Source organism: Bradyrhizobium sp. MI1.4, from assembly GCF_055811315.1.
The window spans coordinates 1-24306 of sequence record NZ_JBVVPP010000048.1 but is presented as its reverse complement, the minus strand read 5'-3'; the positions used below and the strand labels follow the sequence as shown (position 1 = coordinate 24306).

Below are 24306 nucleotides of genomic sequence, written 5' to 3'. Positions count from 1 at the left end.
GTGACCGGGGATCGTTCACATTGCTGCACTCGAGGCGACGCCGGCAAGGAGTCGGCGCCGTCCAGCGAGGCGCAAGGAGCTATCCCCCCTAGTCTGACGATGATCCAGCGCCGCTGGAGCTCATTGCTCGGTGGCACCTTCCACATGGGTTCGGCCGACAAAAGGTTTGTCGAAGATGGCGAGGGCCCGGTGCGGCCGGTCACCTTGTCGCCGTTCGCCATCGCCTGTCATGCCGTGAGCAATCTGCAGTTCGGCGACTTCGTCCGCGCTACGGGCTATACGACCGAGGCCGAACGCTACGGCTGGAGTTTTGTCTTTGAAGGCTTGTTGCCGGAAGAGACGCGCACCGTCCAATTGACACGCGTTCAGGAGACACCATGGTGGCTTGCGGTGCTGCGCGCATATTGGGCACAGCCAGAGGGACCGGCGAGCAGCATCCTCGACCGGCTCGACCACCCCGTCGTCCACGTCTCCTGGAACGACGCACAGGCTTACTGCGCATGGTCAGGGACGCGGCTGCCGACCGAAGCGGAATGGGAGATGGCCGCGCGCGGCGGGTTAGACCAGGCCACCTATCCCTGGGGCAACCAGCTGCAGCCCGACGGCGAGCATCGCTGCAACATCTGGCAGGGCAACTTTCCCGACCGCAATACCATGGATGATAGCTATTTTGGTACAGCGCCCGTTCATGCATTCGCCCCAAACGGATACGGTCTGCACAATGTGGCCGGAAACGTCTGGGAATGGTGCGAGGACTATTTTTCGCCGAGCTATCACCGCCTCACTACATCTAACGATCCCTTGAACCGCGAACCGGCTCCGAACCGTTCGATGCGCGGCGGATCCTTCCTCTGCCACGAATCCTACTGCAACCGCTACCGCGTCGCGGCGCGAAGCTCCAATACCCCCAACTCCTCGTCGAGCAATATCGGCTTCCGAGTCGTGCGTACCGAGCCGTTGCGGGATCCGGCGTAGTTATGGGGTCGGCACCCCATCCTGCGAAGCCGGCCGGTACTCCCGGCGTCCGCCTGCTGCCGTTGTTCCTGCGCAATTTCGTGCGCAATCGCGAGACCGGCCTCGTGCTGGTCGCCATCGTCGTCGGACTGCTCGGCGGCGTGCTCGTGGCCGCGATCTCGAGCCTCAGCCAGGTCTCTCACGCACTGCTGTTCGACATTCCTGTCGACGCACATCTCAGCGCCACCGGCGTGATTTCGTGGCAGCGAACACTGCTGATCCCGATGCTCGGCGGCCTGGTGCTCGCGCTGATCGGGCTCTACTTCGCCCGACGCGTAAAGGGCCAGCAGCTCGCCGACGCGATCGAGGCGAATGCCCTCTATGGCGGCCGGCTGTCGTTTCGCGGCAGCCTCCTGATTTCGATGCAGACCCTGCTCTCCAACGGCTTCGGCGGGTCGGTCGGACTGGAAGCCGGCTACACGCAGATCTGCGCGATGTTCGGTTCTCATGTCGGCCAGCGCCTCGCCGCACGACGTAACGACATGCGGCTCCTGGTCGCCTGCGGCGCCGCGGGTGCGATCAGCGCTGCGTTTTCTGCACCTCTGGCCGGCGCCTTCTACGCCTTCGAGGTCGTGCTGGGCGCGTACACTTCCGCCGCACTTGTTCCGGTCACCGCCAGCGCCGTTACTGCGTGGCTGGTCGCGCGGCAATTGACGCACCAGTCGTTCCTGATGGTGCCCGGCTTCCCCTCACCGGTGTCCGTCGAGATGATCGGGCAAACCGTGCTGATCGGCGTCATCTGCGCCTTCGTCAGCATTATCGTCATGCTCGCAGTCGCGTTCTCGGAACGGTGCTTTCAGCGCATCACGGTATTCAAGGGATTCGTACGGCCGATCCTCGGAGGCCTGCTGCTCGGCGGCCTCGCCCTGCTGACGCCGACCGTGCTCGGCGCCGGCCACGGCGCGATGCAGATTCTGCTGGTCAGCAATCCGACCTGGCTCCTGCTCACGACCACCATCGTGTTCAAGATCCTGGCCTCCGCCATCTCGCTCGGCTCGGGCTTTCGCGGCGGCCTGTTCTTCGCCTCGCTCCTGCTCGGCGCGCTGATCGGGCAGCTCTACAGCGTCGTGCTGACCGGGCCTCTTCCCACGATCGCGCTTCAGCCCGGCACCGCCGCGATTGCAGCGCTCGCCGCGCTCGGAACCGGCGTGCTCGGAGCACCCTTCAGCATGGTCTGTCTCGCGCTCGAGATCACCGGCGATTTCTCCGTCACCGTTGGCGCCGTGGTCGCCTCGTCGGTCTGCGCGCTGATCGTCCGCGAGCTGTTCGGATACAGCTTCGCGACATGGCGCTTCCATCTGCGCGGCGAGGCGATCCGCGGCCCGCAGGACATTGGCTGGGTCCGGCAGATGAGCGCGGCATCCCTGATGCGCGCCGACTTCGAGAATGCGCTGACGACGATGCCGATCGGCGAGGCGCAAAGGCAGTTCTCGCCGGCGCTGGTCCGCCAAATCGTATTGCGCGATCCCAACGGCATCTATGCGGGCATCGTGCCCGCCGCCACGCTGCATTCCGTGGCCAGTCAGGACGAGGAACTGCTCGGGTCGCTGGCGCAGCAACAGGGTGAATACCTGCTCCCGACCACCCCGGTCCGCGAGATCCTGAAAGCTTTCGAGCGCAGCGAGGCCGACGTCCTTGCAGTCGTCGACGGCGCCGACAGTCGCACAGCGATCGGCACGCTGAGCGAATCCCACGTGCTGCGGACCTATGGCGAAGAACTTGAGCGTCGGAACCAGGAATTATTTTCCCGTTAGACGGCCAAAGTCCGGGTTTGAGCGTGACCTTGCCCGAAAGCCGCTCTGCGCTCTTGCGGATTAGGCTCTATGGCCGCAGGTCCATGTCGATACGCACGAAATCTCCTCGATAGGTGACTTCGCCGAGATAGATCACGGTGCGGTCGCTGGTTGTGAAGACGCGACGGACTTCGGCCACGGGAGAGTTCAGGGGCACGCGCAGCAGCCGCGCCGCCTCGAGATCCGCGGTGCCAATCGTGAGCGTCTGACGGGCGCTGGCGATCGCGGGATCCTTGAGATCGTTGAGGATCGGAATCACGGTCTCATTGCGGAAACGCTTTGGCGACCTGCGAAAGATCTTCTCGTCGAGATAGATGGAAATGACGCAGTAAGGCTGCTTCCCGCGTGAGTGCAGACGGCGCATGAAGACGTATTTCTCGGCCGGCTTGCCGTCCTCGGCAAGCAGCGGCGCGTTGCTGCGGCTCTCCGAGATGTTGATGATCTCCGGAGAGGTGTCGCGGTACATGTCGGCGAGATCGGACAGCGTAGTCTCGACCTTAAGCCAGCGATCCTGCCGCACGGTGCCCGTGACAAACGTGCCTCGTCCCTGCTGGGCCTCGATCACGCCGTCGCGGGCAAGCAGCTCGACCGCCTGACGGATGGTGACGCGCGACACGCCGAACTCGGCCGCAAGGTCCTCGTTGGCTGGCAGGCGAAAGCCACGGGTCCAGGTGCCGCGCGCAATCCGCTGGCGGAAGATGTCGGCAATCTGCGCGTACTTGGGGACGTGACTGTCGGAACTCAATTCCATCTCGCCCTCCGGAATTCAGGCCGCGCGATCAAGCCATGACCAGCGCGGCACCGCGTTCGCCGATCATCAGGCTGGTCGCATTCGTGTTGGCCGACGTGATCTGCGGCATCACCGAGGCATCGATCACCCGCAACCGCTCGACGCCGCGCACGCGCAGCTGCGGATCGAGCACGGCCTGCGCATCCCTGCCCATGCGACAGGTGCCGACACAGTGAAACACCGTGCCCCCGGTATTACGCGCAAAGTCCCACAGCCCGGCATCATCCCTTGCCGCCTCGCCCGGCACCATCTCGACGTCCCAGAGCGTGCGAAACGCCCTCTGCTGATAAATCTCGCGCAGAATCTTCAGGCCCGCAACAATGGTCTTGCGGTCGATTTCCTCGGCAAAATAATTCGGCTCAATGCGCGGCTGCTCGAACGGATCGGTCGAGCTGATCACAAGCCGTCCACGCGACTTTCCATGGCATTGCCAAACCGAGGCGGTGAAGCCGGAATAGCTGTGCAGCGGCTCACCGGGCTTGTCGACTGAGAGCGGCATCACGTTGAACTGCACGTCCGGCCGGCCTCCGACCGCGTATTCCGTGCAGGCTGCGCCGCCGACCTGCCCCGCGCCAACCGTCAACGGACCGCTGCCAGCGAGCATCCACTGCAAGCCCATCTTCGCAAGCTCGACCGGATTTCGGACCTGATCGTTGAGCGAGATCCGCTCCTTCAGGCGGACGATCAGCCGAGCTTGATAGTGGTCCTGAAGATTGGCGCCCACTTCCGGAGCATCGGAAACGACGGGGATGCCGAGCTTGCGCAGTACATCAGCCGGACCGACGCCGGAGAGCTGGAGGATCTGCGGCGACTGCAGGGCCCCACCCGACAGGATGACCTCGCGATCGGCTGTAGCGCTGTGCACCTGTCCATTGCTAATCCATTCGACGCCGGTCGCGACGTGACCGTTGAAAACGACCTTGCTGACATGCGCATGGGTAACGATGGAGAGGTTTCGACGGCCGGCAATCGGTTGCAGAAACGCAGAGGCGGAGCTGGTCCGCCAGTGACGCCCGATGCCGAGCTGGTAGGTGCCGACGCCGAGCGTGGTTGCGCCGTTGAAGTCCGGATTGCGTGGCAGGCCAAACTGCGCGCCTGCCTCGACCCACGCCCTGGATGCCGGATTGTCATTGCGGAGATCGGAGACCTCGAACTCGCCGAGGCCGCCGTGAAACTGGCTCTCGCCGCCGCGGTAGCGTTCGTAGCGCCGGAAATACGGCAGGACGTCACGATAGCTCCAGCCATCGGCGCCAAGGCGTTCCCAGTCGTCGAAATCCTCGTGCTGGCCGCGGATGAAGATCAGCCCGTTAATCGACGAGGATCCGCCGAGCACACGGCCGCGCGGCCAGACGATGGAACGGCCGCCGCTGCCTTCCGACGGTTCGGTCCTGAACAGGCGCGAGAAACGTTCGTTGTAGATGGTCCGATAGTACCCGACCGGAAGCCTGAGCCAAAAATTCCGGTCCGATCCACCGGCTTCCAGCAGCAGCACGCGGCAGGCGGGATCGGCTGACAACCGGTTTGCGACCACGCAGCCGGCGGAGCCCGCGCCGACGATAATGTAATCGTAGCCCTGGGGTGACATCACGCGGTCCGGTACTGTTCGATCGACGCAAGATCAGGCGTGAGCCCAAGACCTGGCGCGTCGCTGAGTTCGATCGCACCCTCCCGGACATCAAGCACGGGGCCACAGAAGCGATCGCGCAGCGGGTTCTCATTGCAATCGACTTCCAGCAGCCCGTCGCCGCCGATGCCGGCCAGAAGATGGGCCGATGCGAGAAGTCCGATGCCGGCACCAAGATAATGCGGACAAAACATCTTGCCTGACTGCAGGATATCGCGGGCGATGCCCGCGCACGCCGAGAGTCCACCCCATTTCGCGATGTCCGGCTGGATCACGCCGAGAACCGGCTCATCCAGCACCTCGGCAAATCCGGCGTGGCTGGCGATGTTCTCGCCCGCCGCGAGCGGAAAGCTGATTAACTGGCGGAGCTGCTTCCACTCCTGCCACGGGCGGTCGGCGCGGATCGGCTCCTCGAGCCAGCCAAGGTCGAACGCCTCCAGCTGCGGAGCAAGCTCAAGCGCCTGAGCGATGGTCCAGGCCTGGTTGACGTCGGCGGCAAGCACGCCCTCGCCAACAAGCCGCCGCAGTGCTGCAAGATTGGCGCGGTCGACAGCTGGATCAAAACCTATCTTCAGTTTCAGGGCGCGGTAACCGCGTGCAAGCGCTGCCTCCGCCGTTTTCTCCGATCCGATCGGATTGATGCCGCTGGCGTAGACCTTGATCCTGTTCCGAGATCCGCCGAGCAACTTCCACAGCGCAACGTTCTGGCGGCGCGCGTGGAGATCCCAGACAGCAAGATCGATGCCGGCGATCGACTGCGCGAACGGACCCGCTTCGCCAGATTGCAGCGCGAGCACCGAGGTTCCCTGCGTCAGGCGCTCGAAAGCGGCTGATGGGTCTTGCGCACTAAATCCGATAAGGGCTGGCGCGAGAACCTCGTTGACCAGCCGAACACGGTGCTCGGCGCCCGGCGCCGGAAAATTGCACCACACCTCGCCCCAACCCACGTAACCGTCCGTATCATCGACGCAAACGAAAACGGCAGGCCGATCCGCCATCCGCCCAAACGAGGTGATGACGTGTGTCGTCAACGGATAGCGATAGCCGAAAGCCTGGACGCTGCGAATGGTGAAAGGCGACGATGTCATGCTCAGAAGGCCTGCGACGCCTATGACCAAAGGCGCTCTTGTATGGTCATCCTATTTATAATATGACCATGGAAACATCAACCGCAATCTGGGTGGACGCGTCGAATGAACGGAGCTGGCGTGAGACGCTTTGGTCTCGGATTGATACCGTGGATCGGTGCAATCCTGCTCTGGTACACGGTGCGCTGGAGCGGCTTCGTCAATGTCTCGCTGATCCCCGCCCCGCACCAGGTCGCCGCCAAGTTCTTCGAGCTTCTCACGAAGGAAGGCCTCCTCGTCGACATCTTCGCCTCGACCAGACGCGTCTTCTTCGGCGTCGCGCTCGGGATTCTTGCAGCGGTGCCCGTTGGCTTCCTGCTCGGCTGGTATCGCCCGGCCCGCACCTTCGCCGACCCGATGATCAACTTTTTCCGCGCGCTGCCACCAATCGCGCTGATCCCGCTGGTGATTGTCTATTTCGGCGTGGACGAGGTCGCAAAACTGGTCATCCTGTTCTACGCCTCATTCTTCTCCGGCGTGATCGTGATGTATGAAGGCGTCTCGCAGATCACGCCCCTCTACATCCGCGTAGCGCAGACGCTCGGCGCCACTCAGGCGGAAATCTTCCGCAAGGTCATCATTCCCCTCACCGTCCCGCATATTCTCACCGCACTGCGGGTCGCATTGGGCGTGGCCTGGGCAACTCTCGTCGCGTCCGAGCTGATCGCGGCCCAGCGCGGACTTGGTGCGATGATCCAGAATGCCTCCACCTATTTCCTGCTCGATGTCATTTATGTCGGCATCATCTGTATCGGCCTGATCGCTCTGCTCATGGACATGATCCTGCGCAAGATCACGGCGCGGTTGCTGGTGTGGCAGGATCGGGTCATCGCATGAAGAAGCGTGCGCAGTTCGAAAATGTTTCGTTGTCATTCGAAACTCCGAGGGGCCGCCTCAACGTCGTCGAGGACGTAAGCTACGACATCAACGATGGGGATTTCATCGCGGTGATCGGCCCCTCCGGCTGTGGCAAGACCACGATGATGAGCATGCTCGCGGGTTTCCAGAGGCCGACGACCGGCAATGTGCTGTTCGACGGACGTCCCGTCGCGGGCCCCGGGCCCGAGCGCGGCGTCATCTTTCAGGAATATGGCGTCTTCCCGTGGCTGACCGTGAAGCAGAACATAGCTTTCGGCCTGAAGCTCAGCGCCAACCGCGTCCCGGCCGGTGAGCGCGATGCCATCTGCGATCACTATCTCGGCCTGATGGGATTGTCCGACTTCGCCAGCTCCTATCCGAAGCATTTATCCGGCGGCATGCGTCAGCGGCTCGCGATCGCGCGTGCCTATGCCGTCAAGCCGCAGTTCCTGCTGATGGATGAGCCGTTCGGCGCGCTCGATGCCCAGACCCGATCCAACATGCAGAACCTACTTCTGAAAGTGCTCGAGACCGAAGGCAAGACTGTCATGCTAATCACCCACTCCGTGGAAGAGGCTATCTACCTCGCCTCCCGCATCGTGGTGGTGACCGCACGGCCGGCACGGATCAGGCAGATCATCGACGTGCCGTTCGCCTATCCGCGCGACGAATCAATCCAGGAGCGAGCCGAATTCGGGGAGCTGCGAAGCTACATCAGGCGACTGGTGAGGGATGAGTATCGCGCCCAGCAGGCGCAAATGCGTCCGGCATCGTTCGCGGAATAACAAACAAAACGGAGGATACCATGGACCGCAGACAATTTCTGACCACGACGGCGGGCCTTGCGCTCGGCACCTTCACGGCCTCAGCACCGGCGATCGCGCAAGCGAAAACGAAAGTCCGCGTCGGCTATCTGCACACCGTCGCGGTCGACGGCCAGATCTGGACCGGCATGGATCGCGGTTCCTTTGAAAGGCAGGGCCTCGATCTCGAGCTGCGACAGTTCAACACCGGCCTCGAGATCTTCCAGGCGCTGATCGGCGGCAGCCTCGACGTACTGGCCACCGGCGCCGTGCTCTCGAACTTCCCTGCCCGGGGGCAGGGCAAGGTGTTCCTGATCAACGACATTGAGGTCGCGACCGCACAGCTCTGGGTTCGCGGCGACCAAGGCATCAAGTCGTTTGGGGACCTGAAGGGCAAGCGGATCGCGACCGCGACCGGTACCACCGCGCATGTGTTCCTGGATACCGCGCTTCGCGCCAATAAGGTCGATCCGAAGGAGGTCGAACTCGTCAACCAGACCATGCCAGCGGCCGTGACCGCCTTTATCTCCGGCGCGGTACCGGCCGTCGCTCTTTGGGTACCCTTCAACGTCACGGTTCGGGACAAGGTGCCAGGGGCGGTCAAGCTCGCCGATGCGTCAGCCTACTATCCAAAGGCCGCTATCATCGGCGGCTGGGCGGCGGCCAACGATTATTACGAGCCAAACAAGGAAACGCTGGCGAAGCTGATCCGTGGCTGGGCGGATGCGAATGACTACATTGTCGCGAACAGCACCGAAGCGATGGAGAAGCTGCAGAAGGGTCACTATAGCCAAACCCCGCTGGCCGACATCAACGAATCGTTCAAGGCCCAGAAGATGTTCACGTCCAGGGAGTGGAAGCGAATGTACTCAGACGGGACGGTCACCAACTGGCTGCAGCAGTCGACAGATTTCTTCATGGCCAACGCAGGCATCAAGGACTCCACGCCGGCAACCAAATATTTCGATCCCAGTCTGTATCTAAAAACAATCGTGTGATCTGATCGCGGAAGCTGGCGGCTCCCTTGCAAGGAGCCTTAGCACCCGCGCTCTCTTCATGTTGAAGAGGCTTTCGTTTCGAAAGCTGATCAGTCGATGATATGGGTCCCGTTTAGTTCAGCCGCAGCTTTCCCGTCTGCTCCGCTGATTGAGCTTCGCAGGAGCGGCTCGCCCTGGGCATTAGCCATTGGGACAGTGGCCCCGAATCGATGCCGATTGCACGAAAGGGGCGGAATCCGCATTATGGTTTTGCTGGGCGAAGCGGATCTACCGTGGCTCTGAAGAACCCCGACGCTATTGCGGCAGTCGTGACTGCGCTGCGGCTTACTTACGGCGACGAAACGGCACGAGCCATGCTGGTCGGCGGCATGAGCCTGGCCGCGCTGATAGAGGCGATGTTCTCCGCCTCGGTTGAGCGACGCGATGCCGTTCGATACGTTGCGTCTGCCTTGGACGACTTCGCCATCTCGCCGGAACCCGGCCCCGTCTGGCACCTTCGCTACGTTTACGAAAGTCATGGCTCGTTTCGCGTCGTCGACATGGAGATTGCGACGCCAACAGGCACGCTGTCCAGCAAAGACGTCTGGCTTCGTCTGCCCGTCTAGCTACCTTGCCACTTCTGCAATGTGACCAGTGCTGTCGACGATTAGCGAGCGCGCGGTACCTTCTCTGACGGCCTTGTAAGTCTTGATCTTTCCGGCCGGCACCTCCTGGATCTGCGAGTAGCCTGCGGCGCGAAGCTTGGCGATGATCTCCTCCGACGTCAGGCTGAGCGCGGACGAGGATCCCCAGACCAGTACGAGGGCAGCCATGACGAACGATCGCAGCACTTGCCCTCCTTGCGCGCACGCCGTCATCGGGTTGACTCCTTATCCTAGCCGCCGACCGGCCCCGACAACGTCTCCAGTCCCGCCTCTATTGCCGCGATGTCCTGCTCGATTTGCGCAATCGACAACCTGCAGTCAAAGCCCACCCAGGCCTTCAGGTCTCCGGCAAGTCGCCGGCGATGGATCCTCAGCTCTTCAAGCGACTGGCGGTCTTTCACTCTTGCGTAGCCATCCACAATCAACTCAATCGCACTCGACATGACGCTACTCCACAAAAACATTCTGATTTAATCGAATAAAGCTTAGTGCAAGCCGCCCGTTCGGCGCAACTTGTGCGCTGGCTTTGTACAAAATGGCCCCTCCGCCGGCTTACGCTTCAGCCAATGGGGCGGCTGGGGAACAACAAGAGCCAGAGAGCCCCTCGAATGTCCAACCAGGCCGTCATCAAAATCGGTCAAGATCATTGACGGGTTGGCATTGCACTCAGCGTCCAACGGCAAATTCTTCGAAAACGGTTGAGCACAGGGTTTTAGTTTCTTCTAGCTTTTCCCGAACGGGGGCGTCAAACTTGCGTCCATTGAGAACGTAATTTTTTCAGGGACATTGCGATGGGAAAACCTGCCGTTTCCCGTGATGCCTTCCGGGGACTATTCGCTTTCTATGCGGCGAAGGCTCATCACGACCACAAGCCCGAGGCCGAACATTCCCTTTTGCGGATGTTCGGATCTGCGGACGATATACCCGATGCTTTGCTGCAGCAGTGGTCGGACAGAGCTGAGCTGCTCGGCTCCGAAACCGTTGGCCGCGTAATGGATCCACACGTCCGTCAAATCACGAACGGCAATGCACAATACGACCATGCCAGCGACTTTCTCCACACGCTGCTGAGAGACCTCGGGCGGAAAATGCAGTGATCGAACCGCCACGCCATTGGCGCTTATCAGATGCATAGACTTCGCAGCTTGTTTCCGGCGTTTTCGAACGACTTGGACTTCATAAAAGACCTTCTGGCCTTCAGCCAAGCCCGATGAACCGGCGCGCTGCACTGCACTAGGCTCTACCGCCGTCATCGGGTTGGATGAAGCCGACCCACGCCCATTAAACCACTGCAGTGTGTCCGCTGCCAGCTAGGTGTGATCGCAAAGGCCGTGTGAAATAGTTCACAGATTGGGAAAGAAAAGCTCGCTACCATGGAGAGAGCGGCGGAGATGCTCCGGCCTGCTGTTGCCCGGTCGTCTGCCCATCCGACTTGATGATGAATTGTTTGTTGTCTCGGTAGCGGAAAAGGCGGCGACGATGATTGACGACGATTTGGTCCGGGCACATCGCAACAATATTCAACGCTATCACCTCTTATTGCATACCACTCTGACGGACTTCGAACGGCAGTATGTCGAAAGACGTCTGAGCGAGGAGCAATCGAAGCTGGATAGGCTAAAGACTCGTGCTCAAGCAAAGCGAGACGGCCAAGCGGCTACAGATCACGCAGGGTAGGACACCCGATGGAGCACACGGCTTGCTGTTAAGGGCTGCGGCAGAAAGGCTTGTGCGAGCAGCTGCGCAGCTTCAGCATTCCGAGCGGAGACAACTAGCCGAAGCACGGCAGCACCACCTGCACTCGCCCTTCGGTTGCGGTTGGATCGTCTTTTTAGGATTTGATCCATTGGCAATTCAATTGCTTGTGGCGAAGGTTCTCAGGGACGAGCTATCTTTAAGGGGCATGCAATCATTAAGCGTTGAAGATTCCGAGGCGATTGCTGCTCGCATCTTCGAGCGGATCACTGAGCTCGAGCTGGAACTTGCCGCCCGGGGGTTCAACATCCCCGCGAGCGGCGATGATAGACCAACGTGACGAGCCGAGCGTCATCTCCGTTTACGATCCGCTATTGAGGGAGCTGGTGCGCACAAGGGCGCAAACTATTCGGCTCACGTTCTCGGAAATCGAGGGAATTCTTGGGAGGCCGTTACCGCCGTCAGCTTACAAGTTCAGTGCCTGGTGGGGAAATGAGAGTTCGCGCAAAGCTGGGCACACGCAGGCGATGGCGTGGCTGCAGGCAGGCTTCACGGCCAGAGTTTCACTGAAACAGCGGGCAGTGGAATTCCATCGAGCCTAAAGGCTTGTACGTCGCGCCACCTTAGTGTTGCGAGCTTTCCCGCGCGTCCCGGCAGCGTCAGTCCACGGAGAATCAATCCGAACGCGGCGGCCTGTTCTACCCTCTCCTCGCGGTCCTCGGCTCTTCGGCCCTTCTCCTCCAAGGCTGCGTCGATGAAAAGGAGGTCCAGAATTGTATTCTTTGAGACAAAATAGCTACCATTCGAACGCCCCAGTGCTTGGGTTATCGCTCAAACCGAATAGCGGCCTACTGGGCAGACGACGAAGAGGTTCACCGTACTGCCGATTTCAAGTGCCAAATCGATCAGGGCAGCACTCCGAAATCAATAAGCCAATACACCTAGGTGGCACCGGACAGATCACGCAACACTCTTCAACACCAAGGTTGTGGTTGCAATGGACGAGACCGCTGTGGCGTCGCCGCATGAGCGTGGCTCGAATTTTAGCCCGGGGAGAGGCGTACGTCCGAGCTCCTCGCCTCTGCGGGGCGACGCCTGGGGCGCGTCCGCGGTGAATGGCGCTCGCCGAGGTCCTATAGTCGGCACCGTCATCAGTTCAGCTTGAAAAACGTCTGCCCTAGCCGCTCCTTGAGCGTTTCCAGTAACGACAGTCTTGTATCAGGCGCCGCAGCTTGCGCTCCCGTTGCGGGTGCGGGAATAATATTCAACGGTTTCGCTGTTCGGCGGTTAGAGGCTTTTTTCCCAGATACGCCTTTTGCCGCATGCTTCGGCTTCAAGACCTCGCCGCCTGATTTCGGAGTGACCGGCTTCCCGGCGACGTCAAGTTCGGAGAATGCACTCTGCAGAGGCCGAGCAGATTGCACCAACGTCGTCGATGTAGAAGGACTGATGTTCGACGGAGCCACAAGCGTCGGCAAACTGGTATCGATTATTACCCGTTCAGGTGCCCGCTCAATTGAGCTGATCCTTATGGACGGTCGCTCTACGTCACTGTTCCCTGGGCCCAGCGCCTGCTGCGGCAGGCACCAGCCGATTCCGATCATCAACAGGACGAGAGCGCTGCCGACGAATCCGAAGTATTTCATCAAAGGCACAGGCCGCCTCCGTTTGGGGACGACCTTGCGGCCTCGTTTGTTAGCAAAAAGCTAAAGGTAGATTAAAACGGAAGACATAGTTACTACGCACGTTGCGATGCAAAGTGGCTATTTCGCGGGCGTCCGTGACTTCGATGCTGCGTCGTAGATCTCGATCTTCAGCATCGGATACTTGGCCAACAATTCAAGGGCCGCTTTAGTCGCGGCGTCCTGATCAAGAAATTCAGTCTTGAAGCGACCATCGACGAGCATCGCAAAGCCGGTGGCCGGCGCGAGGTCAGCACGCCGAACTTGGTTTGGTTGCGGACGTTCCAGGTGAAGGGTTGTTTTGTTCATTCCTTACTTATCCGGCTGGAGAACGCCCTTGCTGCTGAGGCTCTCGCAAATCGCCGAATTGAATGCTTGGGGTTTCCCAACCGGCGTAAGCACAGAACAAGAGAATAGAGATTCGAAATGCAATCGACATGCCGCCCGCCTTTTCTTGTTGGTGAGGACGGTACAAGCAACGTCTTACGGCCAGCTTAGGAGAAAGGGTTTGCGCAAGGTATACGCCTGATCAAAAGTGCGAGGCTGGTTTGCCGAAGCCCCCGTCACATTTCTGTCGGTGACCGCACCGATTCAGCATTCATGAACGAATTCGCTATCGTGACCAGGTGTACTGCGGCGGTGCCCAGCTGCTCCATTTCCTTGTCAGCAGTGTAGGCTGAAGCCGCTCGTCGATAGGCGATTGCAACGGTTGCGTATGCATCCATGATCAGTACAGCTGAATGGTCGTGCGCATCCTTGGCTTTCCGATCACGTGCTTGGACGACTTTTGTTGCCGCCTGAGCGGTTAATTCAGCAAGCTTCTCGTTACTTAAGCTCGGATCATCAATACCAGGCTGACATGCAGAAGCCGCGCCGGCGATGGCCTGATAGTATTGGCGCTTTTGCCACTCATTGGCCGTCAGGTAACTCTGCAGCAGGCGGCGAGCCCTCACTTCAAGCTGCTTTCGATCGCTTCGGATCTTTTGATGATCTGAGCTAAGCCAGCGGAGCATCGTCTGCCTATTCACTTCGGCGCCTAACGCAAAGATCAAGGGGCTATAGAGTTCCATCAGCACACTTGAGCTCGTTCGCCCAGCGCCCTCGGGAAATGTTGAAGTCGATTACAGCCTGCAGGTCTAGCGAATGAGAACGAATTCTACGATGAATCAAGTGAGGGGAAAGAGGGAGTTGAGCGCAGGTCGAAAGTAATTTGCCTCCATGTTGCTTTGTCCGCCCTGCGAAGGATGCGTGCCGTCAGGGTATAAAGCTTGGTTTGCGGATGCAGACCGATTTTCGACCAATGGCCATATCCGGTGACGCTGTGGCGGGCTGATGCTGTTCGCCGAAGTCCACAAAATCTGCGCCCTGGCTTGCGGGCCATCTACGTACCACCATACCGAAGCCTTGGTTGCGAGACGCGAAAGGCAGTAGCTTTGGTGCGATCGAGGAACTTCGGAGCTTCAACAATATTCTGTCATGATCAACAAGGAGGGATCCGCATGCCGATGCAGACCGTGATGGACAGTACCGGCGACAGCCGTCACTTCTTCGATGCGGACGATGCAGGGGAAGTAGCCAAGGCGGAGCAGCGATTCCGCGAGCTGACGAACGTCGGCTTCACCGCCGCGGTCCGGACCGGTTCAGGTCAGGTGTCGCGGATCCGATCGTTCGACCCCACTGCGGAAGAAACTCTCTTCTTCCCCCGGCTGGTCGGCGGCTGAATCGCTGAGCCGTGTGGCTATTCAGGCGGTCGCGGCCGGGTGAACGCTCACGGATGAGGGCTGCAAAGGCGCTGTTCATTAGGCACGGCGCCGAGAGGACTCCGGAAGGACGCGCGCTGCTACTGCTGCGGCATTACCTCTCGCCGGTCCAACGGCGGCAATTCGCGCACACGGGCTATTTCGATGTGGTCGGCGGCGACACGGGCAACCGCTACAGAATCTATGCGGGAGCGGCTGCGAATGTCTGCGAGATCGGCGAAAACGGTCGCCCAAAGATCGGCTTGTGTTTCCTGCCCGTAGGCGATCTTCCGATTGGAGACGTCATGCTGGCCCAGAAGATCGCGCTTGAAACGTGCGAGAGCAGCGCGCTCGCAGTAGCCCGAAAGTTCACTCCCAGCGGTTTCTTGTTCAGCCGGTCCCGCCCGCTTCGCTAGCCGCGGCGTTGTGTCAGTCAAGTTTGGGCCTGACGTCGCCTATGGGGCCTTCGCTTCCGTGACGGGCTGCCGCTACATGTCCGTTCACCGGGCTAGACCGGAAGTCGCTAAGTGTCGGCCAAAACCGACGCGAATGACCCAAACCGGTCATTAGTGGTGCCCTAGACACGTTGTCTCGGCTGGGGGATCATTGCGCAGTAGGCGAACCAGAGGCGCCGCTATGGATGATCTTGGAAGCTGGCTGCGGGAACTTGGCCTCGAACAATATGAGGCGGCTTTCCGCGAGAACGAGATCGACGACGTTGCGCTTCCGAACTTGACGGCGGACGATCTGAAGGATCTTGGTGTCCGAATTGTTGGACATCGCCGAAGGCTCCTCGACGCCATTGCCGCTTTGCGAGCTTCGAATCCTCTAGCGCCTCTCGCCGCAGTTCCTCTGGAGGATGATCATATTGGAAAGAACGTTGCGGAGCGCCGCCAGGTCACCGTGTTGTTCTCGGACCTTGTCGGATCGACGGCGCTCTCGGCCCGTCTGGACCCGGAAGACCTGCGCGAGATACTTTCGACCTATCAGAGGTGCGTCGCTGATACCGTGCGCCGCTTCGGCGGCTTCGTCGCGAAATACATGGGCGATGGTGTGCTGATTTATTTCGGTTACCCCGCAGCACACGAGGACGACGCCGAGCGTGCCGTTCGGGCGAGCCTCGCTCTGATCGATGCCGTAGCGTTACTCACAGCGCCTCAGCCCCTACAGGTACGGGTCGGGGCTGCCACCGGGACCGTGATCGTCGGAGATCTTGTCGGGTCCGGAGAAGCCCAGGAGCGCGGCATCGTCGGCGAGACGCCGAACCTCGCTGCGCGCCTTCAAGGCATTGCCGAGCCGAACACCGTCGTCATTGCTGAGGCCACACGCAGGTTGCTGGGCAACCTTTTCGAACTGCGGGACCTTGGGCCAAGAGAACTGAAGGGGATCGCTGGGGAGGTGAAAGCCTTCGCGGTAGTGCGAACGAGTTTTGTCGAGAGCCGCTTCGAAGCGATGCATGCGGGCGGACTCACTGCGCTCGTTGGACGAGAAGAAGAACTTGAGCTGCTGTTGCGCCGCTGGGCGAAAGCCAAGGCCGGCGAAGGCCGGGTGGTCTTGCTGTCCGGTGAGGCCGGGATCGGAAAATCTAGGCTCTCCGCCGCGCTCATGGAGGAAATCGCGGCCGAACCACACACGCGACTGCGTTATTTCTGCTCGCCGCAGCACACCGACAGCGCTCTTTACCCAATCATTGGGCAATTCGAACGGGCAGCCGTGCTTGTGCATAGCGACACTCCGCAAGCCAAGCTGGACAAGCTCGATGCGCTGCTGGCGCAGACTTCGACGTCCCGGCATGACGCGGCGCTCCTGGCCGAGATGTTGTCGCTTCCTAATGATGGGCGCTACCCCGCTCTGGAGCCTATTCCCGAGCAGCGCCGGCAGAAAATGCTGGCAGCACTCGGCCTCCAATTGGAAGCCCTAACGCGCTCCAGTCCCGTGCTCATGATCGTCGAGGATGCGCACTGGGGCGATCCGACGAGCCTGGAAGTTTTCGGTCGTGCCATGGACCGAATCGCGAGTCTTCGCGTGCTCTTGATCGTGACGTTTCGACCTGAGTTCGACGCGCCGTGGGTCGGACAATCGAACGTTACGATGCTAACGATCAACCGCCTGGCTGAGCGCGACATCAGCACCATGATCGACCGTGTGGTCGGCAACAGGCTACTCCCGGCCAGTATCAGAAGGGAGATTGTCGAGCGCACCGACGGCGTTCCCCTGTTCGCGGAGGAAATGACGAAGGCGGTGCTGGAGGCTGGAAGCGAGACTGAAGCAATGCAGGCTGCGGCTGCGATTCCCTCGCCGGCGCTGGCTGTGCCCGCGAGCTTGCACGCTTCTCTGATGGCGCGGCTCGACCGGCTTGGCCCGGCTAAGGAGCTGGCTCAGATCGGGGCGGCGATAGGCCGTGAGTTCTCGCAGGTGCTGTTAGCCGCCGTACTGCGGAAGTCAGAGCCGGAACTGACCTCGGCGCTCGCACGCCTGATGCAAGCCGGGTTGCTGTTCCGAAATGGCATTTCGCCGCACGCGACCTATTTGTTCAAGCACGCTCTCGTTCAGGACACCGCCTACGGCACGTTGCTGCGCGATAGGCGGCACGCGCTGCACGCGCGCATTGCCCGGGCGCTCGAGGAGACGTTCCCGAACGTCGCGGCAATTCAACCGGAGGTGCTCGCGCACCACTTCACGGAAGCTGAGCTTGCGGAAAAGGCCGTTCCTTACTGGCTGGCAGCCGGCCAGCGCGCGGCTGAGCGTTCGGCGCACGCCGAGTCCGTTGCCCATCTCTACAAGGGACTGGCCCTCGTAAAGCGGGTCGCCGATCCGGTGGAGCGTGCCCGCTGCGAACTCGCACTGCAGCTTATCCTCGCACCGGTGCTGTTCGCCACCAAGAGCTATTCGGCGCCGGAGGTGGAGCAAGCCTACCTGCGCGCACGCGACCTGTGTCAGCAAGCCGGCGATGGAGCGCAGCTCTTTGCCGTGAACTGGGGGCTATGGCTTATTTATCAGCAGCGCTGCGAGTTCACGAGGGCTCGGGGCCTATTAGACGGGTTGTTCGCGGTCGCTCGACAAAGTGCCGATCGGGCCCTTCTCCTGCAGGCGCATCATGCTGCATGGACTACACTCGTCCATCTCCCGGAACTGACCGCGTGCCGGACGCACCTCGAAGCCGGATTGGCGCTGTATCGGCCGGACGCGCACCGCGCCCATATGTTCCTGTATGGCGGCCACGACGCAGCCGTTTGCAATCGATACACCTCGGCGGCCACCTTGTGGCCGCTTGGCTTTCCCGAGCAGGCGCGCGCCACGGCGCACGAGGCGGTGAGCATGGCTCGGGGGCTGTCGCATCCCTTCAGCCTTGTTCTTGCCCTGGTGTGGGCGGCAATGACCAACCAGCATCTGGGGGAAGTTGAGCCTGCTCAGGAGCAAGCGGAGGCCGCAGTCGCGGTGTGCGCCGAGCATGGCATTGCGCCGCACCTGGCGGCGGCCGGGAGTATCTTGCGGGGCTGGGCAGTCGCGGCACGCGGACACACTAGGGAAGGGATCGCGGAGATTTACCGCGGTCTCGCTGCCATCGAGCCGACGGGCGTACGAATTCGTCGGCCCTATCATCTTGCACTGCTGGCTGAAGCTTCGGCGTGGGCGGGAGAAATCGGGCACGGATTGACCGCGCTGGTCGAGGCTGCGCGCATTGTCGAGGAAACTGGCGAGCGGCGGTGGGAGGCGGAAATCTACCGGTTAACTGGGGAGTTGACTCTTGCCGGGCCGGGCGGCGACAGGACCGAAGCAGAAGTATGGTTTCGGCGGGCGCTCGACGTGGCTGGTTGCCAGAATGCTAAGTGCCTGGAGCTGCGCGCCGTCATCAGCTTGGCACAGCTCTGGCGCGACAGCGGCAAGTACAAAGAAGCCCGAGAGCTTCTCACTCCAGTCTTCGTCTGGTTCACCGAGGGGTTCGATACGTTGGATTTGAAGAAGGCGAAAGCCCTGCTCGAGGAGCTGGCGGCATGATCGCCCCCATCGGCTCTGGCCCATCAGCGAAGTGGCGAACCGTCTTAGAGGTTCCCTTCGTGGGGGGAAGCGGACTGGTTTTGCTCAGGCCGAGTTCTTCGCACTTTGATCCGAAGCGGACGTCCATTCAACATCACTGCATCAACTTGTAAGGGCCGTGAACCTAGTCAGCAACCTTGACCAACGCAAAACCACAAAACTCTGCTAGGTTCGAGCATGCGGGCGTTTGGCCCGTACGGGAGGCAATGGTGACGGACTCTGAAGTCTCCAGCGACCGACCGAATAAACCAGCATCCGATAGTGACCCACTGAACAAAACGCCATCTGACGACGAGCCTCCGGACCAACCGGCATCGACTCGCAAGTTTAAGGGTCGCTTCCGGAGGCGAATGCAAATGATCGGCGGGGCGCTCGCTTCGATTGCGGCTTTCGGTGCGATCGCGGGTGGCCTCGTCGGCTATTGGACTGTGTGGAAGACGCTCCGCACCGACGTGTTTCCGGACAAGCAACAGACGCAGAGGGAGGCTACTGCCCGGCCCGACATTGCTCCCCGCTTGTCACTTGTCATTCTGCCGTTCGCAAACGTCAGCAATGATCTGGAGCAGGACTATTTCGCCGATGGCATCACGAGTGACCTGACGACCGACCTCGCGCAAATGCCCGGCGCCTTCGTTATCGGACGCGGAACGGCGTTTACATACAAGAACAAGCAGATCGACTTCAGGACGCTCGGCAAGGACCTTGGTATCCGCTGGGCGGTCCAGGGCGCGGTGCGGCGCAACGGAGATCAGGTTCGGGTCAACGTATCACTTACGGATATCGCGAGCGGTCGGGACGTCTGGTCCGATCGTTTCGACGGCGACCGTACGAACCTCGCCGCCTTGCAGGACCAGATCACAGCGCGGCTCGCTCGCTCGCTTAACATTGAACTGATCCAAGCCGAAAGCCGTCGCAGCCAAGTGGACCGATCGAGGAATCCAGACGCTACGGACTTCACGATGCGCGGCTGGGCAAAGCTCTATGCGCCGCAGTCGAAGATCCAAAATGGTCAGGCAATGGACCTATTTGATAGTGCGCTGCGGCTCGATCCGGACAACGTTGAGGCCATGATTGGTAAAGCGCGGTGTCTAACGGCTGGTGTGAACAACCGATGGTCTGCGTCGGTTGTTGAAGACAAAAGGCAAGCGATCGACCTTATCGACAGAGTTCTGTCCAAAAGCCCGGCAAGCGCGAGTGCTCATACGACCAAGGGAGACATTCTTCTATTTGGACACCCTGAGGAAGCATCGGCTGAATACGATGCTGCGCTCGAAATTGATCCAAATTATCCAACTGCCTACGGTAGTAAAGCAATCGCACTTATCGTCTCCGGGCGGGCGCGCGAAGCCTTCTCCCCGGCCCAGTTGGCTCTCCGTCTCAGTCCCAGAGATCCTTTTGCTTTCCAATGGCGCTTCCGGCTCTGCCATGCACACTTGCACCTGCGTCAATATGGAGAAGCCATCGAGGAATGCGGGCGCTCGGTCAATCTGAACAACTCGCACTTGTACGCCTATGTAGATCTGATTTCGGCTTATGGAGCCACGGGGCAATTGGAACAGGCACAGCGGAGCTTGGCTGAATTGAACAAGCTGCGACCAGACTTCACGATCCATTGGTACCGTGATCTCGTTTACTCAATGTCAAGCAACCCGCAGTTTCGTCGAGAGATCGACGACATTCTCGATGGGCTGAGGAAGGGAGGGGTCCGGGAGCAATAAGATGCAAGGCTATTCGCTTGCTGACGTCGGCCTCTTACATCTCGAATGTCACTGATTGGCCCTAAGCCGAAGAGCGCCTCAACAACCGCGATGTCCGCTGTCGCTGGTAAACCGGTCGCGTAGCTGAAGTTGCCTCGAAGGCAGCTTCTCGCCCGAACAGTCAAGTGGATCAGCTCTACTGACGCACCCTCGCTTGCTGAGCTCCGCCTGCGACACCGTGTTATTCTTTGCAGATCTCTAACTCTTGCTGGAGTGTTCCTCAGGGCGTAGCCTGCTCCCTCGCATTAGTTCTCTGCACCATCACAAAGGGAGGGAACGATGGCTTTTAATCGTGTACTCATCGCATTGCTTTCGGTCGTTGCCATTCTGACCAGTTTTAGGGCCGTTGCACAGGGCGTGCCGCCGGAAGGCTCGGTCTCGGTCATATTCACCGCCACGCCTATTCCAGCGCCCAAGCCAATGTCGATCGGCAGCGGCAGAGAGTTTGTTTTTGTGAACCAAGCCATGGCAGCCTCGAACGAGGCTGGAAACCCTGTACTCAACAACATGGGTGGACGCTGTCAGTTGAGCCGCCTTACGGATTCGTCCGCAAAGACCGCGGAGATTCACGGGTTCTGTACTTACATCGACAAGGACGGCGATCAAGTGTTCGAACAGTGTGACTGGATGCCGGGATCTCCCAACAATTGCAATATCACTGGTGGAACGGGGAAATTTGAAGGTCTCCAGGCTGCGCTCGTCGTCACCATCGACCCGCTCAAGAGTAACTTCGATGGCATCAGCCAGGTCATTGGTCACAAGAAGGGAACGTACAAGTTCACCAAGACGAACTGAGCCAACCAACTGCCAACAGCTACGTACTTGAAACGATGCCAGTGATATCGCCCGGCACTGGCGCAGTGACGTGATCGTCGGCGGCTGAGACAATGCTGATGAGGCGACGAGTTTTCGTTGCGGCCAAGGCAAGTGCCGCCGTTGCATGGCGTCGGTAGGATGGCCACAACAGCGGCAAACTTGGCGAATTGGGTATCTAGTGCCCGGCTTCATATTTGGCCCCGACCTCAAGCTGCTTGAGGTATTCAAACAAGAGTTGAACACACTCGCGATGTGAGCCGAACAGCGTCGTGACAGATGCCGACGCCAGCCCAAAGCCGACGTGAGGATGTTTGTGGTCGAGGTCAGAAAGTGACCCGCACCGATTGTTGAGACGTGGTATCATGTGTTTGGTCGTTGTCTTCAGCTTCTGCGAGGATCGCAATGAAGCGACGAGAGTTCATTGCGGGAACTGCGGCGCTGCTCATTTCGCCATGTTCTTCGCAGGGGCAGGGTAAGCGTCGTCGGCTCGGCTTTCTCGCCATAGGCGATGGAAGCGGCAAGGCCCTCAATCAAGCCGAGGTTGCGTTCATTGATGCGCTGCGAAGCCTAGGTTGGACACAGGGAAAAAACCTCACTATAGAGTATCGGTTTTCTCAACCCGCAGATCGACTGACAGACTCCGTCGCCGAGCTGATGGCCCTCGGCCCCGACATCCTGATCGCTCCAGGACCGCAAGCAGCCATAGCGCTCAAATCCGCGACCAGCACGATTCCCATCGTATTCGTGGGTGTCGCTGATCCCGTGCACCTCGGCCTCATACAAAGCCTGTCGCGACCAGGTGGCAACATGACAGGCGTGACGACCAACGTCCCCGACGACTTCTTCGCAAAACGTCTAGAAATTCTTCGAGAACTTGTTCCCGGCGCATCTAAAATCGCAGTTTTGATCAATCCAGACAATCCACTGCAAAGGCTGTACTTCGCGGAAGAGATCCCCCGCATAGCCCGGCACCTCGGCGTGGCTCTGCCTCTCGTTCCGGCGACCAAGCCAGAAGAACTCGACATTGCCTTTGCCTCGGCCGCCGCCCAACACGCCGATGCGATCATTGATTTCGGCGATGCGCTCACCTATGCCCAGGCGCAGCGGATTATCGCGCTGGCGGCTAAGTATCACCTGCCAGCAAACTACTTGTTCCGGCATTATGCCGATGGGGGATTATCGGTATACGGGGCCGATACCGCCGATCTATTCCGTCATGCGGGCGACTACGTCGACAAAATCCTCAGGGGTGCCAAACCTGTGGACCTCCCGGTACAAAGGCCAACGAAGTTCGTCCTCATAATCAACGTAAAGACAGCCAAAGCGCTGGGTCTCACCGTGCCGACCTCGTTGCTGATACGAGCCGACGAATTGATCGAATAAGGCTCGGCTGCGCTGCATGGGCCCATACCCGAAAGTCGCTTGGAGCATGTCATGTCGGCTGGCAGAGGCAAACCGGACACCGATCTAGCTTGCAGCCTACCGCCGCTTTTGTGAAGGGTTTCGGATGCCGGCCCCATGACGGTGTTGCCGCGCACACGGGGGCCGGCGTCCGAAAGCCTCCAAAGGAGGAAACCGCGCTGGGGGGACGTAGGACGATGCCGCGTGATCGAGCTAGTCGCGTCAAACAACCTTCAGACGATCAGGACGATCGCCTATGGGGATTTAATGTTTGGCGGCACCTATACTTTCAATGGCTTGGCTATAGCAAAAATACCACACCACACAATCTAAACGTGAGCTCCTCGATATTTGAAGGCCATAAGGCAAACTGATCTCTGGCGGCTGGAAAGCCCCCGGAGCTATCAGAGCCGAAACTGTTTCGAGCTGCTCGTCAAGAGCATCACCGCATTTGTAAGTCTGCTTACGTCGAGATGCCTCGACGGGGTCCAACTAGCGCGACGTTGAACACAATCGCGATCGAGGATTCGAGTTGGCTCTTGTGCAATGGTTGGTGCTCCGCCACGAACTTCCAGATCAGCACGTCCTCGATCATCGGATCGTCGCCAGCTACGCACCAATTGCCCCGCTCGTCACGATGAGCTGTCGCCTATTGCTTTGCCGTGTCGCCAGCCGCGGCGTTCTACCGCGCGAGCGGTTTAGTCCTGTGACCCGAAGCGGTCCTTGGACGGAGCATGCGCTGATCTCTATGGAGAGCGCACCTACGATCATAAAATCCACTCTCTAAGAGAGAGCCGTCGAAAAGGCGTCCTCGATCAAGCTGCAGATCCGAGCTTCATCCTCCACGACCAGAACACGAATGGCATTACTCGCCTCGGCGACCGATGCGGTCGTCTCGCGTGACGGTAAGTGCGTCGGCCCGCGAATGTCGTGCGCCTCAGCCCACCGGCACACCGTAGTAAGCATTCACGGAGCGCGTGGTCGCGGGGTCACTCCAATTCCAGCTGCTCTCGTCGGCGTATTTCGGGGCGCCGCGGAGCTGGTCCTGGGTGATGCCGGTGACGTAGCCGCCGAGGTTGGTGTCGTATTTCAGCGCCTGCCATGGCAACGGATAGTGATCGTCGCCAATGCCGAGCAGACCCCCGAAGCTGAGCACCGCGTACGACACCTTGCCGCTGACCTTGTCGATCATGACGCGCTCGATGTAGCCCACCTTTTTCCCGTCGGCCCCGTACACGTTCGTGCCCTCGACCTTGTCGCTTCCGATCAAGCTGAACGTCTCGCGATCCTCCATAGCCATGTTAACCTCCTGGATGTTGTCTTCCGGAGTCAACCCGAGGACGATGGCTCCGTTCCTGGCTGAAGCCCTGGTAACGTTGTTCTCGGCATCATCAGCGATGGAGCGCCGCGGACGACGCGACCCGCGGTCCCCGTAGGGCGGCAGTAGGTTGTCGTCCGTTAAGAAGGCGAATTGAGCGGGGCTGGACCGGCCAGCACGCGGCATAGTCGGACCAGGAACAGGCACAA

At 60.2% G+C, this 24306-nt stretch carries 25 protein-coding genes; 14 read left to right on the top strand and 11 right to left on the bottom strand.

The window, feature by feature from the left end; translation table 11 throughout:
- Together AC0L23_RS31955 and AC0L23_RS31950 are read left to right on the top strand one after the other, a co-directional pair.
- Complete coding sequence (locus AC0L23_RS31955) at positions 1 to 975, top strand: formylglycine-generating enzyme family protein (protein ID WP_473357876.1); 975 nt, start codon at positions 1 to 3, stop codon at positions 973 to 975.
- A gap of 2 nt (positions 976 to 977) precedes the next feature.
- Positions 978 to 2768, top strand: coding sequence for a chloride channel protein (locus tag AC0L23_RS31950; RefSeq protein WP_473357875.1), 1791 nt, complete (start codon positions 978 to 980; stop codon positions 2766 to 2768).
- Positions 2769 to 2835: 67 nt separating this feature from the next.
- Here AC0L23_RS31950 and AC0L23_RS31945 read toward each other — a convergent pair whose 3' ends face one another.
- From AC0L23_RS31945 to AC0L23_RS31935, 3 genes are read right to left on the bottom strand one after another with little or no spacing between them, the layout of a single operon-like run.
- Complete coding sequence (locus AC0L23_RS31945) at positions 2836 to 3558, bottom strand: GntR family transcriptional regulator (protein WP_275168273.1); 723 nt, start codon at positions 3556 to 3558, stop codon at positions 2836 to 2838.
- A 28-nt stretch (positions 3559 to 3586) separates the two neighbouring features.
- Entirely contained in the window at positions 3587 to 5182 is a 1596-nt protein-coding gene (locus AC0L23_RS31940) for a GMC family oxidoreductase (protein WP_473357874.1), read from the bottom strand.
- Positions 5182 to 6309 (bottom strand): mandelate racemase/muconate lactonizing enzyme family protein, encoded by a 1128-nt coding sequence (locus AC0L23_RS31935; protein ID WP_473357873.1) that lies wholly within the window; start codon positions 6307 to 6309, stop codon positions 5182 to 5184. The genes AC0L23_RS31940 and AC0L23_RS31935 overlap by 1 nt, the downstream gene beginning before the upstream one ends.
- 105 nt (positions 6310 to 6414) lie before the next feature.
- Here AC0L23_RS31935 and AC0L23_RS31930 point away from each other — a divergent pair, with 105 nt between their 5' ends.
- From AC0L23_RS31930 to AC0L23_RS31915, 4 genes are all read left to right on the top strand, one after another.
- Positions 6415 to 7185 carry an ABC transporter permease gene (locus AC0L23_RS31930; RefSeq protein ID WP_473357872.1) on the top strand — a complete coding sequence of 257 codons (771 nt, stop codon included), beginning with the start codon at positions 6415 to 6417 and terminating at the stop codon, positions 7183 to 7185.
- Positions 7182 to 7991, top strand: a complete 810-nt coding sequence (locus tag AC0L23_RS31925) for an ABC transporter ATP-binding protein (RefSeq protein WP_473357871.1) — start codon at positions 7182 to 7184, stop codon at positions 7989 to 7991. Before AC0L23_RS31930 ends, AC0L23_RS31925 begins: the two co-directional genes overlap by 4 nt.
- Positions 7992 to 8011: 20 nt before the next feature.
- Positions 8012 to 9007 (top strand): ABC transporter substrate-binding protein, encoded by a 996-nt coding sequence (locus AC0L23_RS31920; RefSeq protein WP_473357870.1) that lies wholly within the window; start codon positions 8012 to 8014, stop codon positions 9005 to 9007.
- Positions 9008 to 9279: 272 nt separating this feature from the next.
- Positions 9280 to 9612 carry a hypothetical protein gene (locus AC0L23_RS31915; protein ID WP_007604755.1) on the top strand — a complete coding sequence of 111 codons (333 nt, stop codon included), beginning with the start codon at positions 9280 to 9282 and terminating at the stop codon, positions 9610 to 9612.
- Here AC0L23_RS31915 and AC0L23_RS31910 read toward each other — a convergent pair whose 3' ends face one another.
- The 3 genes from AC0L23_RS31910 to AC0L23_RS31900 form a co-directional block, all read right to left on the bottom strand.
- Complete coding sequence (locus AC0L23_RS31910) at positions 9613 to 9837, bottom strand: hypothetical protein (RefSeq protein ID WP_473357869.1); 225 nt, start codon at positions 9835 to 9837, stop codon at positions 9613 to 9615.
- A gap of 44 nt (positions 9838 to 9881) precedes the next feature.
- Complete coding sequence (locus tag AC0L23_RS31905; protein WP_129276097.1) at positions 9882 to 10094, bottom strand: hypothetical protein; 213 nt, start codon at positions 10092 to 10094, stop codon at positions 9882 to 9884.
- A 387-nt stretch (positions 10095 to 10481) separates the two neighbouring features.
- Positions 10482 to 10880 (bottom strand): hypothetical protein, encoded by a 399-nt coding sequence (locus tag AC0L23_RS31900; protein ID WP_473357868.1) that lies wholly within the window; start codon positions 10878 to 10880, stop codon positions 10482 to 10484.
- 398 nt (positions 10881 to 11278) lie between these two features.
- On the opposite strand from AC0L23_RS31900, the gene AC0L23_RS31895 reads away from it, so the two are divergent.
- Together AC0L23_RS31895 and AC0L23_RS31890 are read left to right on the top strand one after the other, a co-directional pair.
- A complete protein-coding gene (locus AC0L23_RS31895; RefSeq protein WP_473357867.1) occupies positions 11279 to 11686 on the top strand; it encodes a hypothetical protein in 408 nt (135 codons plus the stop codon).
- A complete protein-coding gene (locus AC0L23_RS31890; protein ID WP_473357866.1) occupies positions 11670 to 11948 on the top strand; it encodes a DUF7662 domain-containing protein in 279 nt (92 codons plus the stop codon). Before AC0L23_RS31895 ends, AC0L23_RS31890 begins: the two co-directional genes overlap by 17 nt.
- A 549-nt stretch (positions 11949 to 12497) precedes the next feature.
- Here AC0L23_RS31890 and AC0L23_RS31885 read toward each other — a convergent pair.
- The 3 genes from AC0L23_RS31885 to AC0L23_RS31875 all read right to left on the bottom strand — a co-directional run bounded on the left by AC0L23_RS31885 (position 12498) and on the right by AC0L23_RS31875 (position 14104).
- A complete protein-coding gene (locus AC0L23_RS31885) occupies positions 12498 to 13001 on the bottom strand; it encodes a hypothetical protein (protein WP_473357865.1) in 504 nt (167 codons plus the stop codon).
- Between the two features lie 108 nt (positions 13002 to 13109).
- A complete protein-coding gene (locus AC0L23_RS31880) occupies positions 13110 to 13337 on the bottom strand; it encodes a hypothetical protein (RefSeq protein ID WP_473357864.1) in 228 nt (75 codons plus the stop codon).
- Between the two features lie 254 nt (positions 13338 to 13591).
- Positions 13592 to 14104, bottom strand: a complete 513-nt coding sequence (locus AC0L23_RS31875) for a hypothetical protein (protein WP_473357863.1) — start codon at positions 14102 to 14104, stop codon at positions 13592 to 13594.
- A 423-nt stretch (positions 14105 to 14527) separates the two neighbouring features.
- Here AC0L23_RS31875 and AC0L23_RS31870 point away from each other — a divergent pair, with 423 nt between their 5' ends.
- The 6 genes from AC0L23_RS31870 (at position 14528) to AC0L23_RS31845 (ending at position 22761) form a co-directional block, all read left to right on the top strand.
- Positions 14528 to 14749: a hypothetical protein gene (locus tag AC0L23_RS31870; RefSeq protein WP_219685551.1), complete on the top strand. Its 222-nt coding sequence runs from the start codon at positions 14528 to 14530 to the stop codon at positions 14747 to 14749.
- 53 nt (positions 14750 to 14802) lie between these two features.
- Positions 14803 to 15183, top strand: a complete 381-nt coding sequence (locus tag AC0L23_RS31865) for a hypothetical protein (RefSeq protein ID WP_473357862.1) — start codon at positions 14803 to 14805, stop codon at positions 15181 to 15183.
- A 220-nt stretch (positions 15184 to 15403) separates the two neighbouring features.
- On the top strand, positions 15404 to 18766 hold the full coding sequence (locus tag AC0L23_RS31860; RefSeq protein WP_473357861.1) for an ATP-binding protein: 3363 nt from the start codon (positions 15404 to 15406) through the stop codon (positions 18764 to 18766).
- A gap of 389 nt (positions 18767 to 19155) precedes the next feature.
- The gene (locus tag AC0L23_RS31855; protein ID WP_473357860.1) at positions 19156 to 20523 is read left to right on the top strand and encodes a tetratricopeptide repeat protein; all 1368 of its coding nucleotides are present in this window, start codon (positions 19156 to 19158) and stop codon (positions 20521 to 20523) included.
- Positions 20524 to 20841: 318 nt separating this feature from the next.
- The gene (locus tag AC0L23_RS31850) at positions 20842 to 21357 is read left to right on the top strand and encodes a hypothetical protein (RefSeq protein ID WP_473357859.1); all 516 of its coding nucleotides are present in this window, start codon (positions 20842 to 20844) and stop codon (positions 21355 to 21357) included.
- 423 nt (positions 21358 to 21780) lie between these two features.
- Positions 21781 to 22761: an ABC transporter substrate-binding protein gene (locus AC0L23_RS31845; protein ID WP_473357858.1), complete on the top strand. Its 981-nt coding sequence runs from the start codon at positions 21781 to 21783 to the stop codon at positions 22759 to 22761.
- A 481-nt stretch (positions 22762 to 23242) separates the two neighbouring features.
- Here AC0L23_RS31845 and AC0L23_RS31840 read toward each other — a convergent pair whose 3' ends face one another.
- Positions 23243 to 23374: a hypothetical protein gene (locus AC0L23_RS31840; RefSeq protein WP_473357085.1), complete on the bottom strand. Its 132-nt coding sequence runs from the start codon at positions 23372 to 23374 to the stop codon at positions 23243 to 23245.
- A gap of 342 nt (positions 23375 to 23716) precedes the next feature.
- Complete coding sequence (locus AC0L23_RS31835; RefSeq protein ID WP_473357901.1) at positions 23717 to 24079, bottom strand: PRC-barrel domain-containing protein; 363 nt, start codon at positions 24077 to 24079, stop codon at positions 23717 to 23719.
- Positions 24080 to 24306: the final 227 nt, after the last annotated feature.

Coding starts and splice junctions, on each gene's coding strand:
- AC0L23_RS31950 (WP_473357875.1), top strand. CDS start 978: ATGGGGTCGGCACCCCATCCTGCGAAGCCGGCCGGTACTCCCGGCGTC.
- AC0L23_RS31945 (WP_275168273.1), bottom strand. CDS start 3,558: ATGGAATTGAGTTCCGACAGTCACGTCCCCAAGTACGCGCAGATTGCC.
- AC0L23_RS31940 (WP_473357874.1), bottom strand. CDS start 5,182: ATGTCACCCCAGGGCTACGATTACATTATCGTCGGCGCGGGCTCCGCC.
- AC0L23_RS31935 (WP_473357873.1), bottom strand. CDS start 6,309: ATGACATCGTCGCCTTTCACCATTCGCAGCGTCCAGGCTTTCGGCTAT.
- AC0L23_RS31930 (WP_473357872.1), top strand. CDS start 6,415: ATGAACGGAGCTGGCGTGAGACGCTTTGGTCTCGGATTGATACCGTGG.
- AC0L23_RS31925 (WP_473357871.1), top strand. CDS start 7,182: ATGAAGAAGCGTGCGCAGTTCGAAAATGTTTCGTTGTCATTCGAAACT.
- AC0L23_RS31920 (WP_473357870.1), top strand. CDS start 8,012: ATGGACCGCAGACAATTTCTGACCACGACGGCGGGCCTTGCGCTCGGC.
- AC0L23_RS31905 (WP_129276097.1), bottom strand. CDS start 10,094: ATGTCGAGTGCGATTGAGTTGATTGTGGATGGCTACGCAAGAGTGAAA.
- AC0L23_RS31890 (WP_473357866.1), top strand. CDS start 11,670: ATGATAGACCAACGTGACGAGCCGAGCGTCATCTCCGTTTACGATCCG.
- AC0L23_RS31880 (WP_473357864.1), bottom strand. CDS start 13,337: ATGAACAAAACAACCCTTCACCTGGAACGTCCGCAACCAAACCAAGTT.
- AC0L23_RS31870 (WP_219685551.1), top strand. CDS start 14,528: ATGCCGATGCAGACCGTGATGGACAGTACCGGCGACAGCCGTCACTTC.
- AC0L23_RS31865 (WP_473357862.1), top strand. CDS start 14,803: ATGAGGGCTGCAAAGGCGCTGTTCATTAGGCACGGCGCCGAGAGGACT.
- AC0L23_RS31860 (WP_473357861.1), top strand. CDS start 15,404: ATGGATGATCTTGGAAGCTGGCTGCGGGAACTTGGCCTCGAACAATAT.
- AC0L23_RS31855 (WP_473357860.1), top strand. CDS start 19,156: ATGCAAATGATCGGCGGGGCGCTCGCTTCGATTGCGGCTTTCGGTGCG.
- AC0L23_RS31850 (WP_473357859.1), top strand. CDS start 20,842: ATGGCTTTTAATCGTGTACTCATCGCATTGCTTTCGGTCGTTGCCATT.
- AC0L23_RS31845 (WP_473357858.1), top strand. CDS start 21,781: ATGAAGCGACGAGAGTTCATTGCGGGAACTGCGGCGCTGCTCATTTCG.
- AC0L23_RS31840 (WP_473357085.1), bottom strand. CDS start 23,374: ATGATCGAGGACGTGCTGATCTGGAAGTTCGTGGCGGAGCACCAACCA.
- AC0L23_RS31835 (WP_473357901.1), bottom strand. CDS start 24,079: ATGGCTATGGAGGATCGCGAGACGTTCAGCTTGATCGGAAGCGACAAG.